The following is a 15,140-nucleotide window of genomic DNA, read 5'->3' as shown; positions in this document are numbered from 1 at the left end:
TACAAATATAGGCCTATCGGTTCAAAAGGAGGGTATTATGTACAAGATCGTCAAGTGGACCATGATTATTTTGAGCGCCCTCTATCTTCCCTGCGTCCTTCTGGTCCCGTTTCTGGCCGCACTGCGTACCAGTTTGCTGGCCTGGCTGCTCTATGTGATTTTTGTAATGGTCACCGTCTTTGTATGCGCCATCAACAGCAAAGCCTGCCGTACGGTGGGGCAGGGCATGGACCTGGACGAAAAGAACAAGGAGATCAGGATTACCCAGGAATTGGAGCGTTCCAAGCATTACTGGAGTCAGATGTGAGAGTGTGGATTAGCACTCCTGCTGTGAGTTTGTGAACAAAACTTGAATTTTTCCAAAACCGACCCCCTTTTTTCAAAAAAGGGGGTTGATTTTTTGTGCGGAGAGAGGTATTATCATACACGTAGTTAGCACTCGCGCAAAATGAGTGCTAACATCTGGATTGGTTAATAAGAAAATGAATCATATAAGGAGGAACCCATTATGAAACTCAAGCCTCTCGCCGACCGTGTGGTCATCAAGCTGGTCGAGGCCGAAGAAAAGACTAAGAGCGGCATCATCCTGACTGGTTCTGCCAAGGAGAAGCCCGAAGTGGCTCAGGTCATCGAGGTGGGCCCCGGCGGCCTGGTGGACGGCAAGGAAGTCACCATGACCGTGAAGGTGGGCGACAAGGTCATCACCAGCAAGTATGCCGGCACCGAGGTAAAGGTGGACGGCGAGGAGTACACCATCGTCCGTCAGTCCGACATCCTCGCTATCGTCGAGTAAAAACGTCCAGGGGGGATTGCATCCCCCCTAGATACGAAACCGCCGCGCCGCAAGCGGCACAACGGTTTCGATACCCCCCTCGCCTTTGCACGCAAAGGCGGTTGCCCGCCGGTGGCGGAGCAAGCAGTGGTGTCCTGCGCAGGCGCATGTCCTGCTCCGGACCAATTTTAAATTTAATTCCGCTTTGGCGGAATTTGCATGGAGGTAATTCATTATGGCCAAGATCATTTGCTACGGTGAGGAAGCCCGCCACGCGCTGGAGCGGGGCGTGAATCAGCTGGCTGATACCGTGAAGATCACCATGGGCCCCAAGGGCCGCAACGTGGTGCTGGATAAGAAGTTCGGCGCTCCCCTGATCACCAACGACGGTGTGACCATCGCCAAGGAGATCGAGCTGGACGATCCCTTTGAGAACATGGGCGCTCAGCTGGTGAAGGAAGTCTCCACCAAGACCAACGACGTGGCCGGCGACGGCACCACCACCGCCACCCTGCTGGCTCAGGCCATCATCCGCGAGGGCCTGAAGAACCTGGCCGCCGGTGCCAACCCCATGGTCATGAAGAAGGGCATCGCCAAGGCCACCGCCACCGCTGTGGAGGCCATCAAGGCCAACTCCAAGAAGGTCAACGGCTCCGACGACATCGCCCGCGTGGGCACCGTGTCCTCCGGCGACGAGACCGTGGGCAAGCTGATCGCCGAGGCTATGGAAAAGGTTTCTAACGACGGCGTCATCACTGTGGAGGAGTCCAAGACTGCCGAGACCTACAGCGAGGTCGTGGAAGGCATGCAGTTTGACCGGGGCTACATCACCCCCTATATGGTCACCGACACCGAGAAGATGGAGGCCGTTCTGGACGACGCCCTCATCCTCATCACCGATAAGAAGATTTCCAACATTCAGGAGCTGCTGCCCATCCTGGAGCAGGTGGTGCAGTCCGGCAAGAAGCTGCTGGTCATTGCCGAGGACGTGGAGGGCGAGGCTCTGTCCACCCTCATCGTCAACAAGCTGCGCGGCACCCTGAACGTGGTGTGCGTCAAGGCCCCCGGCTTCGGCGACCGCCGCAAGGAGATGCTGGAGGATATCGCCGTGCTGACCGGCGGTACCGTCATCACCGCCGACATGGGTTATGAGCTGAAGGAAGCCACCATGGATATGCTGGGCCGCGCCCGCCAGGTGAAGGTCTCCAAGGAGAACACCATTATCGTGGATGGCGCTGGCAGCTCCGAGGCCATCAAGAACCGTACCAATCAGATCCGCAGCCAGATCGAGACCACCACTTCCGACTACGACCGCGAGAAGCTCCAGGAGCGTCTGGCCAAGATGGCCGGCGGCGTGGCCATCATCCGCGTGGGCGCTGCCACCGAGGTGGAGATGAAGGAGAAGAAGCTGCGCATCGAGGACGCCCTGAACGCCACCCGCGCCGCTGTTGAGGAAGGCATCGTGGCCGGCGGCGGCACCGCCTATGTGAACGCTGTCTCCGCTGTGGAGAAGCTGCTGGACGAGACCGAGGGCGACGAGAAGACCGGCGTGCGCATCATCGCCAAGGCTCTGACTGAGCCCATGCGTCAGATCGCCACCAACGCCGGCATCGACGGCTCTGTGGTGCTGGAGAACGTGAAGAAGGCCGACAAGACCGGCTACGGCTTCGACGCCTACAACGAGACCTATGTGGACATGATCTCCGCCGGTATCGTGGATCCCACCAAGGTGACCCGCTCCGCTCTGGAGAACGCCGCTTCCATCGCCGCCACCCTGCTGACCACCGAGTCCCTGGTGGCCGACAAGAAGGAGCCCGCTCCCGCGGCTCCCGCTGCCCCCGACATGGGCGGCATGTACTAAGCAATAGCCTGAACCCATTGGGACGCAAGCAATTGCCGGAGGTACAGCCGTGAATTTACGATAAACTTACGACAATTGCAAAGAAAAAGCGCCTGATATGTATGAACGCCGCTGTCTGTGATTTACAGACAGCGGCGTTTTATTTTGTTTATCCCTCCTACGAAAAAAGTCTTCGGCCGTTACATGTCGAGGGAAAAAAGAAAAATCTTTTGATGGGTCTTGATTTATTTTATAAGTATGTTAGTATGTAAACATACATACTAAATACAAAGGAGGTGGGCGTATGAATCATCGGCAGAAAACAGCATTTGGTGCATATCTGGTCGGAGAGATCAAAAAGGCAGAAATGTCGCAGGAAGAGTTTTATACCGCAGTCGGCATTAAAAAACCGTACTTCTACGATCTGTTGACAGCCACGCCCCCTCCAACTGTGCTTCAGGATAAGATTGCATCTGTACTGGATGAAAAGACTGGCGCCGATGATATTCGACGAAAACGGTTATACGATCTGGCAGCAGAAGGCCGCAGTGAGATCCCGGCAGACATAGCAAAGCTCATTAAAGACAATCCGGCCAAACTGGACATGATACGCAAAACACTGAACGAGCTGCTTGCGGCGCAAGGATAAGGAGATGGAGATATGGCAGCGTTGAATGAACTGATTCAAAAAATAGAGAATCCGGAGCTGCGGGCGCAGATTCAAGCAGCGGCAGACAAACTGGTAAAGCAGAAGAAGTTTGGCCTTGTGTTTGAGGAACATCTTCCGGAGTGTACGCCCCTCTATGACATTCCGGTCAGGAAGGGCCTAAAGGTATCGCTTCGCGGGGGAAAGGCGAATGAAACTTACACTGTTTTGAAAATTGAGGACGGCAAGGCTCTCTGCCTGCCAAGAAACGGAAATGAGGCGGTGGAATTTCCTGTTGATGACCTCGTGACAACGGCAGAACTGGGTGACCCAATCTATCCCTGCCTCCAGATGCTGGACGAAGTGTGCAACGCGCCGGACAGTGACCTTTGGCATACCCTGATTGAAGCGGATAACTACCATGCTCTGCAGCTTCTGGAATATTTATATGGAGGTAAAGTGGATTGCATTTATATCGATCCACCATATAATTCGCGGGCCAAGGATTGGAAGTATAATAACGACTACGTTGATCCTACTGACACTTATACGCATAGTTTGTGGCTTTCTATGATGCAGAAGCGGTTGAAATTAGCAAAAAAACTATTGAATCCAAACGATTCAGTTTTAATTGTTACAATAGACGAAAAAGAGTACCTCCATTTGGGTTGCCTGCTTGAAGAGATGTTCTCTGATGCTAAAATACAGATGGTTAGCAGCGTGATTAATTCAAAAGGGGTTGCACGCGATGAATTCTATCGTGTTAACGAGTACCTGTACGTAGTTAGAATTGGTAACTGTGTCCCTTCATCAATGCAGTTATCATCAGAATGGAGAGGAAACATTAGAACATCAACTACCGAAAAAGTCAGATGGGGTAGTTTGATGAGAAGTGGATCCGGTTCCGATAGAAAGGATTCGCCTGGATGTTTTTATCCTATATTTATATCTAAGAATAAAAAAACATTTTGTGGAGTTGGTGATGTTGTACCTCCAGGTGTAGACAGACATTCTGTGGAAATACCTGAAGGGCAGATTGCGTTATTTCCCATTCATGATGATGGAACCGAGGGACGATGGCAGTACTCTAGAGAAAAATTATTAGAGATTCAAAGAAAAGGATATGTGCGGATAAGCACTCAAACAAGCAGTGGTTTAACTTTACGATATATATCAGAAGGGTGGCAAAAGAAAGTTGAAAACGGGCTAATTGCAGTTGTTGGAAAAGCAGAAGATGGGTCACTTATTTTTGATGACAGCGATTACACACAGGAGTATATTCCATGCAATCAATGGTGGATTTCGTCTCATAACGCTACAGAGTTTGGTAGTAAACTTTTAAAAAAATTTGTCTGCCAACGAAAATTTCCTTTTCCAAAATCTTTATATGCAGTCCATGATATAATCCACTTCTTTGTTAAGAATAAACCCAATGCACTCATTGTTGACTTTTTTGCTGGATCGGGTACTACACTTCATGCCATCAATTTATTAAATGCGGAAGATAACGGGCATCGCCGCTGTATTATGGTTACAAATAATGAAGTTAGCGAAGAAGAAAAAGAGTCCTTTAAGGCAAATGGAGTTCAAGAAGGTAGTAGTGCGTGGGCAAGCCACGGAATTGCAAGATACATCACATGGCCACGCACGGTATGTTCAATAATGGGAACAAATATTAATGGCGAAAAACTGAGCGATGAATATATTACTTCGGGTAAAGAGGTAATTGCCAAAAAAAGAAGTATTATACAACTTCCTTTCATAGATTTATCCATACTATCACTTCAGGATAAAAAGAAGCTAGTGCAGCTAATCTCGCGTAATATTCTTCCTGGAAAACTGGTTACAGATGAAACCGCCTTTGTTGTATCTGATGATCCAAAACATACCGTTTCTATTTTAATTGATACCACTAGAGCAGAAGAATGGATTTCCAAAGTAAGAGAATCTGATCATATTGATGAACTTTTTGTAATTACAAAAGACAAAAAACTGTTCAATCAAATCAAAAAAAAGGTAAACGAAACCCTCTCGCCTATCGAACAAGTCATTCCAATAAAAAGGCCTATGTCTGCAGGATTTAAGGCAAACGCCATATTTTTTAAACTTGGTTTCCTTGATAAAACCAAAATTTCTCTTGGTATGCAGTTCAAAGAGTTGCTCTCTACCCTATGGATGAAAGCGGGTGCCATTGGGAAATGTCCTACCATTGATGCAGGGGTACCCGATATGCTCATTCTGCCGGAAAATAAAATGGCGATTCTCAATGACGAGAACCGATTTGGAGCATTTGCGGAAAAGCTGGCACAGCATCCCGAAATCGAGGTCGTATATCTGGTGACCGATTATGAATCCAGCTTTGTTTCCATGACGCAGGCGCTGGAGGGCAAAATAACGTATCAGTTGTACCGGGATTATCTGGACAACTTTAGAATCAACGCAGGGAGGAACAGCAGATGAAAGTAAATTTAATATCCTTTCAGGATAAAGCTGTGAAGGATCTGCGTGTGGACATTGCCGATGCGCTGGACAATTATAGACGTAGGAAGAAAACGCAGGTCGTTTCCCTGCAGGCCCCCACCGGAGCCGGAAAGACGATTATTGCTGCTGGACTAATTGAAGATATCTATTTTGGGTCAACCCTTGCAGATGGGACTACGTTTGACGAACAGCCGGAGGCAATTTTTGTTTGGCTGTCGGATTCTCCGGAGCTGAATGCCCAGTCCAAGCAAAAAATTGAGTTGAAAACCAGCAAACTGCGCTTTGGCCAGTGCGTCACCATTGCAGAGGATTCCTTCGACATGGAGATGCTGGAAGATGGCCATGTCTACTTTCTGAATACTCAAAAAATCAGCAGAAACGGTAAACTGACGCAGCACTCTGATGACCGGCAGTACACGATTTGGGAAACCCTTGATAATACCATTCAAAACAAAGCGGACAGACTGTACTTTATTATCGATGAAGCGCACCGCGGTGCCAAGAGCAAGCGGGAAGCCGGTACCGACACCACGATCATGCAGCGTTTTATCAAGGGGTACGAATACACCGAAAACGGCATCAAGCGAAAGATGCGGGCTATGCCGGTAATCCTTGGCATCAGCGCCACTTCGGAGCGATTCAATACTTTAGTTGGCAACACCACCAACGTCGGACTCCAAAAATATGTAATTACAGCAGACGATGTGCGTAGCTCGGGCCTTCTCAAGGATCGGATTGTCATTACTTACCCGGAAGATCCGGAAAAAAACAACGATATTGTACTTCTGGAAGCTGCTGTGGAAGAATGGCTGAAGAAATGCAAGCGCTGGTATCAGTACACGTCTGAGCAGCACTATGCCAATGTAGATCCGGTGCTTGTGGTTCAGGTGTGCCAAGGGCATAACGGTGCGTTGTCTGACACCAACTTGGAAGATGTGCTTGCAAAAATCGAAGAAAAGGTCGGTACACCATTCAAACATGGAGAAGTAGCCCATTGCTTTGGAGAAGGGACGACTTTGGAACTGAATGGATTGACCATCCCCCATGTTAAGGCGTCCGAAATCGCGGACGATCACAAGATTAAAGTGGTTTTCTTTAAGGAGGCACTTTCCACAGGGTGGGATTGTCCCAGAGCCGAAACCATGATGTCCTTTGCGGTGAGAAACGACCCGACTTATATCGCGCAGCTCCTTGGAAGAATGGTGCGGACACCGCTGCAGATGCGGGTCATGCGCGATGAGTTTCTAAATGACGTGAAGCTGTATCTCCCACATTTCAACAAGGATACCGTTAAAAAAGTCGTAGAAGAACTTCAAAGCAATGAGGGCGGCGAAATTCCGACAGAAATTAACGGCGAATCATTGGAAGAACCTACCTATGTCACTTGGACAGTACACACTCCCCGACATGCCCGTCAGGTGGAACCCGATCCGAATCAGATTGATCTGTTTGATCATATGCCGGGAAATTCTGTTGCGGCAACGACACCTGCAGATACTCCTGCAGCCGAAACTGCGCCGCCGCAGGCTCCTGCCGCTTCGAACAGCACCGGCACAGGTGCGCCGGAGTATATTCCTCCAAAATCAGTGACTGCTCCGGTGCCTTCCGGTGGCCAGCAATCTGCGCCCACTATTCCAACGGAACATATTTTACAGGGTAAGCAGCTTGAAATGATTCCGGAGTTTGACCGGGTAGAGATTATTGATTTTATCAACGCCAAAGGGTATTTAACCTATTTCGTTCGGCAGGATCGAATCAATGACTACCTGAAATCGCTTCTGGATCTTGCCACGTTGCTGACGCACAATGTTATCTATCAAAATGCCCGTGACGAAGTGATAGATGATATTGTGGGGCTCATTCGCTCCTATATCGAAGAGCTGCATCGTACGGGGCGTTATGATACGCTGGCAGACCAGGTGCTGCAATTCAAACTTTCTGTTCAGGTGTTTGACCCATTTGGTAAGGCGTTGGAGGAAAACTATTTCAATGATTTTACCCTGATGTCAGAAACTGATCTTGACAGACAGGTGCGCAATGCAGATGCGCGGCTTGGCAGATACGGGTTCCCCAATATTTATGGTAGCAGATACTTTAACGAAGAGAACCCGAATGCACACAAAATCGATTGCGTCCTTTTCGCTGCAGATGAATCGTGCAGAGCAAAGCTCGGTGAATACGCAAAGAACAAGCTGCGGGAATTTTCCGGAAAGTACCGCGTGGCGGTTGCGAACAAGTCAGATGCATGTAAAAGAAAATACCGTGAAATCATGGCTGATAGCGCCGTTGTCAGCGAACAGATCTTTGCGATTCCAGAAAACATCTATGTAAAGGAAGACCCTGACGGTAAGGAATATGAAAATCATCTCCTCGCCGCTCCAGATACAGGTATTGCTAAGATCAAACTGAATGGTTGGGAAGCCGACCTGATTGACGAGGAAGCCCGCAGACCAGATTTTGTTTGCTGGCTGCGCAATCCGGCCAAAGCCTCTTGGGCGCTGTGTTTGCCGTATGACATCAACAATGAGAAGAAATCCTTTTATCCCGATTTCTTGATTGTACGCCGTGATCCAGCAGTTGATTATGTTGTGGATATCTTGGAACCCCATGGCAACCAATATGCCGATAATCTGCCGAAGGCAAAAGCACTGGTAGCATATGCAAAGGCAGAAGAACGTATTGGCCGAATCCAACTAATCCATAAGACCACTGGTGCGGGCAACAAGAGTCGATTTGTCCGTCTGGATCTCACTGATATATCTGTGTGTGACAAAGTGCTTCGCGCAATATCTAACGAGGAGTTAGATCATATTTTTGAAACAGATGGATTATTTGGATAAAGCGAAGCACTATCTTTTTTAAGCGCGACCGGATTCACAGAGATACAATATATAGAATATTTTCGGAAAATAATTCAATATGTAGTTGATTTCTGCGCGTGTCTATGATACCCTATCTTTGCCAACGTCTAAAGGCATAACTATGAATGAACAACGACAACAGCACGACCCACTTATTAGAGCGCCGCTTTTACGGCACAACGAGGACGCCGTCCTATGGGCGGCATGAAAAACCACGAGGTGGGCGGTAACGCCCGAACAATCCCACATGCAGGCGGGAAAAGTTTGCTGCACTTGCCAACCCGGTACCCTGCGGGAACAACGACCCAGCGCAGTCCAAAACTGCGCCCATGAATTTCTTTCGTGAACGGGCTTTGCGCCGGAGGTGGATAATGTAATTATTCACCAACAGCGTTTCACGGGAGGAGGTGGCCGCTATGGCACATTCTATCTTTCACCATAGCAAGCTGAACGCACACAATCAGCAGACCACCTCCGGCAATAGGCCCACATAGGCAATTTATAACCAGGGGAAACCGCTTTGGCTTACAGGAAGCCGAAGCAAAGCCCCGGTTATAAAAGGAACGAACAATCTGCCCTGGCAAGGCAGATCCAGGCAGACCTCCAAAAACTCGGCATGACACAAAAGGAACTGGCAACCGCAAGCGGTATGCCGGAGGCCAGATTGAGCCGGATTTTGCGGAGTGGAAAAGTACGGCTGACAGAACAGGACATTAACCAGTTAGCCCTTGGCCTTAGAAAGACAACGGCAGAACGGGATAACCTGCGGTATCTCGCATGGCCCGAACTGTACGAGATTGACAAGGCGTTAAAGCGGCGTGACGGGTGTGTGTTCCTGGTAAACTGTGAACTGGCCGAACAGGGACTTCCCTTATTGGGAAGCAATTTTGAAGAATGACAGAAAACCGCCGTCCCAGGCAGCAAGTGGGACGGCGGTAATTTTTTTGTCTGAATTTCACCAGTGAAATTTTCAAGGGATTTTCCGCGGTATGATAAGGCCACACAAGGACTTGTGACCTTATCACCAGGGCGGCGGGCAGGCCAGCCACCGCCCACAATACAGTGGAGGAAATTGCTATGAAAATCACTGACCTTATCATTGACTCTAAGAGCCTGGGAAGCAAGCTGTGGCTGGTGGAGGTGTCCCCGGCCTATGAGTACCAGAACAACAGGCGGACAGATACCGTCCTCGGCTACCGCTATACGGTGGCCCTGCCGGACAAGGGTCTGGACAAAATCAATGTACGCATTGACGGTGAAAAGCGTATGGATACCCCGGACGGCTATGTGGAAGTGCGCTTTGACGGCCTGGAGGTATTCATCTATTGGAGCCAGGGCCAGCCCCAGGTGGGAGCTAGGGCTGCGGGCATCCATCTGGTGAATCCGAAAGCCTGATGACCTGGGCGGCACTGGAGAGGCCAGCCGGGATAAGGACAGTCCCCTCAAGGGAATGGCCCCCGGCGGCAGCGCCAGCGCCGCCCTCCCATAAGGGTCAGTATTACCCCTTATGGGAAACTTGTAGCATGTAGCAATACAAGGGAGGCTTTACATGGGCAGCAACAGCCAATCCCGAAAATGGGCGCTTGTAATCAACAATCCATCAGAGGCCGGATTAGACCATAGCGCCATCAAGGAAATCTTACAGAGGTTTTCCCCGGCCTATTACTGCATGGCCGACGAAACAGCGTCAACGGGGACATATCACACGCACTTGTTTTTCTACGCTCCATCGCCGGTACGATTTACCACAATCAAAAACCGCTTCCCCGTCGCTCATATAGAAAAGGCATACGGAACGGTGCAGGAAAACCGGGCCTACATCCGCAAGGAGGGCCGATGGGCGGATACGGACAAAGCGGAAACTGCGGTGCCTGGGACATTTGAGGAATGGGGCGAGATGCCCCCGGAACGGGCGGAGAAACACCCGGAGATGTTCCGGCTCGTCCAGAATATCCGGGACGGCCTGACCACCACGGAGATCATTGACGATAATCCCGCCATGGCTTTTCGTGTCCGTGATATTGACCTGCTGCGGCAGACCTTGACGGCGGAAAAGTACGCCGTGGAAAACCGCCTTTTGGAAGTAACGTATCTCTATGGATCCAGCGGAGCAGGTAAGACACGGAGCATTTACAGCACCCATGACCCCAGGAGCATTTACCGGGTGACAAACTACCGGGCCACAAGGGGCATTTCCTTTGACGGCTACCACGGGCAGGATGTGCTTGTATTCGAGGAGTTCAGCAGCCAAATTCCCATTGAAGATATGCTCAACTACCTGGACATTTATCCCCTGTCGCTCCCGGCCCGGTACAATGACAAAACGGCCTGTTACACAAAAGTATATATCACATCTAACTCGCCGCTGGAAAATCAATATTGGGTGGAACAGCAGGCGAGGCCGGAAACCTGGCGGGCATTTCTCCGCCGTATCCATACTGTGGTGGAGTACCTCCCGGACGGCTCCACGATCATCCACAAGAAAGGGGGCTTTCCCTATGACAAGAAGTGATAAAGACACGATTCACAAGCGGACGGAGAACCGCCGCCTACTCCAACGCATGAAAACGGGGCTTGAGGTGGTAACGCATACTCCTTACAAGGGCGTGCTGCTGGGAGCCTATCTGGTGGGCGCTGCGCTGGTTTGGCTGTTTCGGGCATACCTGTTCAGTCTGGATTCCTATGGTATGTTTTCCCCTGTTCTGGAAGCGGCTATCAATCTTTTGATTCCCCTCTATGCTGTGGGTGGCCTCTTGGCTTTCCTGGCGTTCCTGGGAACGCCCCAGGGCAGCAAAGCGGCAAAGGAGGGTTTGCAGAAAGTTGGCCTTGTCAACCATGCAGGAGAGGCCCCCGCCCTCATAGCCAAACGGCAGGACAGGGATAATCCCCGGCTGACGATCTGGGAGTTTGACCCCTGTGGGATACCGCTGGGCGAGTGGGAGGACAAACGGGCCAGGATTGAAACGGCCCTGGATATTACCATAGCAAAAATGACCTGGGCGGAGGGGCGAAAACTCATTCGTGTCTATGCTGTCCCGGCAAAAAGTGATTTCCCGGCCCTGCTCCCCTGGAATGACAAATACCTGTCCCCGGAAAGTTTTGTTCTGGTGCTGGGAGAAAGCCTCACAGGGGCGGTGACAGTCAACCTTGCAAATATCCCTCATATCCTGCTGGGCGGCTCTACGGGCAGCGGAAAAAGTGTGCTGCTGAAGCTGCTGCTTATGCAGTCGCTCCTCAAGGGGGCGGAGGTCTACATAGCCGATTTCAAGGGCGGCGTGGACTTTCCCGAAGCCTGGCACAATAAATGCCGGATGTGCTTCACTGAGAAAGATTTGCTGTATACCCTGGGTCAGCTTGTGACGGTGTTGGAATACCGCAAGGGACGGCTTGCGGAAACCGGGTGTAAAGATCTGGATACCTATAACGAGGTCACAGGAGAAAGTCTCTCTCGGATCGTGTTCGCCTGCGACGAAGTAGCAGAGATGCTGGACAAAACAGGCCGCAGCAAAGAAAGTAAGGAAGTGCTGGCCCAGATTGAAAACAAGCTGGCGACACTATCCCGCCTGGGACGGGCCTTTGGCATCCACCTAATCCTCGCCACCCAGCGCCCGGACGCCAACATTCTCCCCGGCCAGATCAAGAACAACCTGGATTTCCGGGTATGCGGCAGGGCGGACAATGTACTCTCTCAAATCATTCTGGACAATACCAGCGCCGCCGATCAGATACCCAAGGACGCAAGGGGCCGCTTCATCACCGGGGATGGTACTGTGTTCCAGGCTTACTTGCTGGACGAAAAGCAACTGTGAGGTGATTTCCGTGGCGCATGAAATTCCTATTTGGCAGAAAGCCAATCTTACTTTGGAGGAAGCCGCTGCCTACTATAACATTGGCATCAACAAACTGAGGCAGATGACCGATACCAAGGAGTGCGAGAAATATGTGCTTTGGGTGGGAAATCGTCGCCTGATAAAACGGAAACCATTTGAGGCATATCTCCAAAGTGAATATTCCATTTGAATGGCAAAAAGCGCCCAGATATGCTATGATAACTGTATCATACATATCGGGCGCTTTTCCGGAAAGGAGTGTGCATTGTGGCGGGAAAGCGCAAAGATAGAAATGGCCGAGTACTGAAAACAGGTGAAAATCAACGCAAAAATGGCACCTATGATTATCGCTATACAGATAGTTACGGAAAAGTGCGATGTATTTACGCTAAGACATTAGAAGATCTTCGGAAGAAGGAAGCCGCGATCCAAAGGGACCTCGCCGATGGCATCGACTATGCTGCCGGTGAAATTTCAGTAGCTGATTTGGTAGACCGCTATATGAGCCTGAAGCGAGACATTGGAAATAATACGAAGCGGGCCTATGGAACCGTCATTAACCGGATCAAGGAATCTGAGTTTGGGCAGATGAAGGTGCGAAATGTAAAGCTGTCCGATGCCAAGCGTTTCTACATTGACCTACATGATACCGGAAGCAAACGCAACACAATCTCTATCTACCATAGTGTGCTACGGCCCACCTTTGAGATGGCTGTCGATGATGACATGATTCGCAAAAATCCGTTCAAATTCAAGGTGTCCGATATTATTCCGGACGATGCGGTGAAAAGAACGGCACTTACCAAGCAACAGCAGGAAAATTATCTTCGCTTTATTCAGGAGAATGGACAGGATAATTACTATGATGATATTGTGATCCTGATGGGCACCGGGTTGCGGGTTAGTGAGTTGTACGGCCTTACCAAGAAAGACGTGGACTTCAAAAAGCGGCTCATCTTTATTGACCACCAGCTCTGCCGGACGGCAGAAAAGCCTTACTTTGTAAAATCGCCTAAGACCAGCAGCGGTGTCCGGTGTATCCCCATGAGCGATGTGGTCTACATGGCGTTAAAGCGTGTTGTGGCAAACCGGCAGCCTCCAACAGTAGAACTCCTGGTGGATGGGTACAGCGGCTTTCTCTTCCTGGATAAAGCCGGGATGCCAAAGGTTGCTATGCACTTGGAAAACTATATGCGGGGAATGCAGAAAAAGATGGAACGGATCTATGGAAAATCCTTTCCGCGTGTAACGCCCCATGTGCTGCGCCATACCTTCTGTACCAATATGCAGCGAGCCGGGATCGATGTGAAAAGCCTGCAATACCTTATGGGCCACTCCAATGTCAGCGTGACATTAGATGTCTATACGCATGTTGACTTTCACGCGGTTCAAGAGGCATTTGGCAAGGCAGTCTCCAATCTATAAGTGTCTTTGCTTCCTGCAAAAAATACCCGACTGCTTACCATAAAACTTACCATTTTCAGCAGGTAAGATATGTAGACTATGGTAGAGAATATCGGAAAGAAATTATAGAATATAACACATATCCCTTCTTTTCTCTACTTATCTCGTATAGAAAGCCGTAATTCCCCGAGGGCGGCATGTATTGATAAACACCCTAAGCCCTTGAAACGACTGGGTTTCAGCGTTAGGAAAAGCGGATTTACGCCAGACTTACGCCACAGACAAAGCGCATGATAGGGTAACAACAGGCCGACGCTCATAGGTGATTTGAGTGTCGGCCTGTTCTTTTAATCACCCCGTTTTAAGTCCGTTTTTTGGTACACTGGATATCGGATAATAGAACTGCTAAAATGATTGTGATAGTAACGACCAAGGTGATATACTATGGAATGGATGGATCATGCAATTAGGAAACACGCGGATTTGAAAGATAGGTTTCCTATCATCCATACGGGTTTCCTTGAATTAGACAGTATGGCCCCCTTGCTTCGACGCGGGACGGTGTCCCTCCTTGGATCACGCCCTGGCATGGGAAGAAGTACTTTGGCGGCCCAAATTGCTGCAAACATCGCTGACTCCGGCGGCTATGTGGTCTGGTTTACGACAGTCCTCTCTGTTGGAGAGATTGTTGAGAAAATCCTTCGGGTCAAACCAGACTTTCAATGTCCACAAAACATCGCCTTGGAGGACAGAGTGGGGGATGGACGAGAACTGCAACAAGCTGTCATGGAATTGGGGCAGCGAATTGACCTTGTGGTGGTAGATGATTTGCAGGGAATGTATCGGATTTCCCGCGGCGGTCAGGCAATATTTGATGCGGCACGAATCTGTGCTGATCTGCGGGACTTTGCCCGCAGTCAAAATATGGCCGTGCTGCTGCTCTCACGCCTGACAAGGGCATCAGAGTACAGGAGGGGCCATCATCCGATCTCTGTGGATATCCCCCACTGGGAGAGCATCAAGAGGGTGGTAGACTCTGTGTTCCTGCTCCATAGAGACGGATACTACACGGGGGACACATCACAGTATCAGGTAGCCACGATTGCTGCTGGACCCAGCATCGACCGCTGCGCAGTTCTGTCCCTTTTATGGGATAAGATGACGGGGCGATTTCTTCCCTATGATGCGCGACTGCTGTAATGCGTGCCTCCCGGGAAAGCCCTGCAGGGCGAATATCTTAATCGTATCAGCGACCTTTGCAGAGGTCAAAGTTAACATAGTACAAATGATATGAGGAGGAAACGAC

Annotated in this window: 13 protein-coding genes; all 13 read left to right on the top strand. The window is 50.0% G+C overall.

Features of this window, described 5'->3' with window-relative positions; all coding sequences use genetic code 11:
- Window positions 1-37: 37 nt before the first annotated feature.
- The 13 genes from B5G34_RS09945 (at window position 38) to B5G34_RS09885 (ending at window position 15,034) form a co-directional block, all read left to right on the top strand.
- On the top strand, window positions 38-307 hold the full coding sequence (locus tag B5G34_RS09945; protein ID WP_087336663.1) for a hypothetical protein: 270 nt from the start codon (window positions 38-40) through the stop codon (window positions 305-307).
- A 201-nt stretch (window positions 308-508) separates the two neighbouring features.
- Window positions 509-793 (top strand): co-chaperone GroES, encoded by a 285-nt coding sequence (locus tag B5G34_RS09940; protein ID WP_087336660.1) that lies wholly within the window; start codon window positions 509-511, stop codon window positions 791-793.
- A 214-nt stretch (window positions 794-1,007) separates the two neighbouring features.
- A complete protein-coding gene (gene groL / locus B5G34_RS09935; RefSeq protein WP_087336657.1) occupies window positions 1,008-2,633 on the top strand; it encodes a chaperonin GroEL in 1,626 nt (541 codons plus the stop codon).
- 283 nt (window positions 2,634-2,916) lie between these two features.
- Window positions 2,917-3,261: a hypothetical protein gene (locus B5G34_RS09930; RefSeq protein ID WP_087336654.1), complete on the top strand. Its 345-nt coding sequence runs from the start codon at window positions 2,917-2,919 to the stop codon at window positions 3,259-3,261.
- Window positions 3,262-3,273: 12 nt separating this feature from the next.
- Window positions 3,274-5,718: a DNA methyltransferase gene (locus tag B5G34_RS09925; protein ID WP_087336651.1), complete on the top strand. Its 2,445-nt coding sequence runs from the start codon at window positions 3,274-3,276 to the stop codon at window positions 5,716-5,718.
- On the top strand, window positions 5,715-8,579 hold the full coding sequence (locus tag B5G34_RS09920) for a DEAD/DEAH box helicase family protein (RefSeq protein ID WP_087336648.1): 2,865 nt from the start codon (window positions 5,715-5,717) through the stop codon (window positions 8,577-8,579). The genes B5G34_RS09925 and B5G34_RS09920 overlap by 4 nt, the downstream gene beginning before the upstream one ends.
- 541 nt (window positions 8,580-9,120) lie before the next feature.
- Window positions 9,121-9,498: a helix-turn-helix transcriptional regulator gene (locus tag B5G34_RS09915; RefSeq protein WP_087336645.1), complete on the top strand. Its 378-nt coding sequence runs from the start codon at window positions 9,121-9,123 to the stop codon at window positions 9,496-9,498.
- A 179-nt stretch (window positions 9,499-9,677) separates the two neighbouring features.
- Window positions 9,678-9,995: a hypothetical protein gene (locus tag B5G34_RS09910; RefSeq protein WP_087336642.1), complete on the top strand. Its 318-nt coding sequence runs from the start codon at window positions 9,678-9,680 to the stop codon at window positions 9,993-9,995.
- Between the two features lie 154 nt (window positions 9,996-10,149).
- Window positions 10,150-11,112, top strand: a complete 963-nt coding sequence (locus B5G34_RS09905) for a viral replication protein (RefSeq protein ID WP_087336640.1) — start codon at window positions 10,150-10,152, stop codon at window positions 11,110-11,112.
- Window positions 11,099-12,409, top strand: coding sequence for an FtsK/SpoIIIE domain-containing protein (locus B5G34_RS09900; RefSeq protein WP_087336637.1), 1,311 nt, complete (start codon window positions 11,099-11,101; stop codon window positions 12,407-12,409). Before B5G34_RS09905 ends, B5G34_RS09900 begins: the two co-directional genes overlap by 14 nt.
- A gap of 10 nt (window positions 12,410-12,419) precedes the next feature.
- Window positions 12,420-12,620, top strand: a complete 201-nt coding sequence (locus tag B5G34_RS09895; protein ID WP_087336634.1) for an excisionase — start codon at window positions 12,420-12,422, stop codon at window positions 12,618-12,620.
- A 77-nt stretch (window positions 12,621-12,697) separates the two neighbouring features.
- Entirely contained in the window at window positions 12,698-13,855 is a 1,158-nt protein-coding gene (locus B5G34_RS09890; RefSeq protein ID WP_087336631.1) for a tyrosine-type recombinase/integrase, read from the top strand.
- A gap of 423 nt (window positions 13,856-14,278) precedes the next feature.
- Entirely contained in the window at window positions 14,279-15,034 is a 756-nt protein-coding gene (locus B5G34_RS09885) for a DnaB-like helicase C-terminal domain-containing protein (protein WP_087336628.1), read from the top strand.
- The last annotated feature ends 106 nt before the right edge of the window (window positions 15,035-15,140 follow it).

This window comes from Flavonifractor sp. An82, assembly GCF_002159265.1.
Classification (GTDB): domain Bacteria; phylum Bacillota; class Clostridia; order Oscillospirales; family Oscillospiraceae; genus Flavonifractor.
The sequence above is the reverse complement of the archived record's forward strand: the minus strand, read 5'-3'. Positions and strand labels throughout refer to the sequence as shown.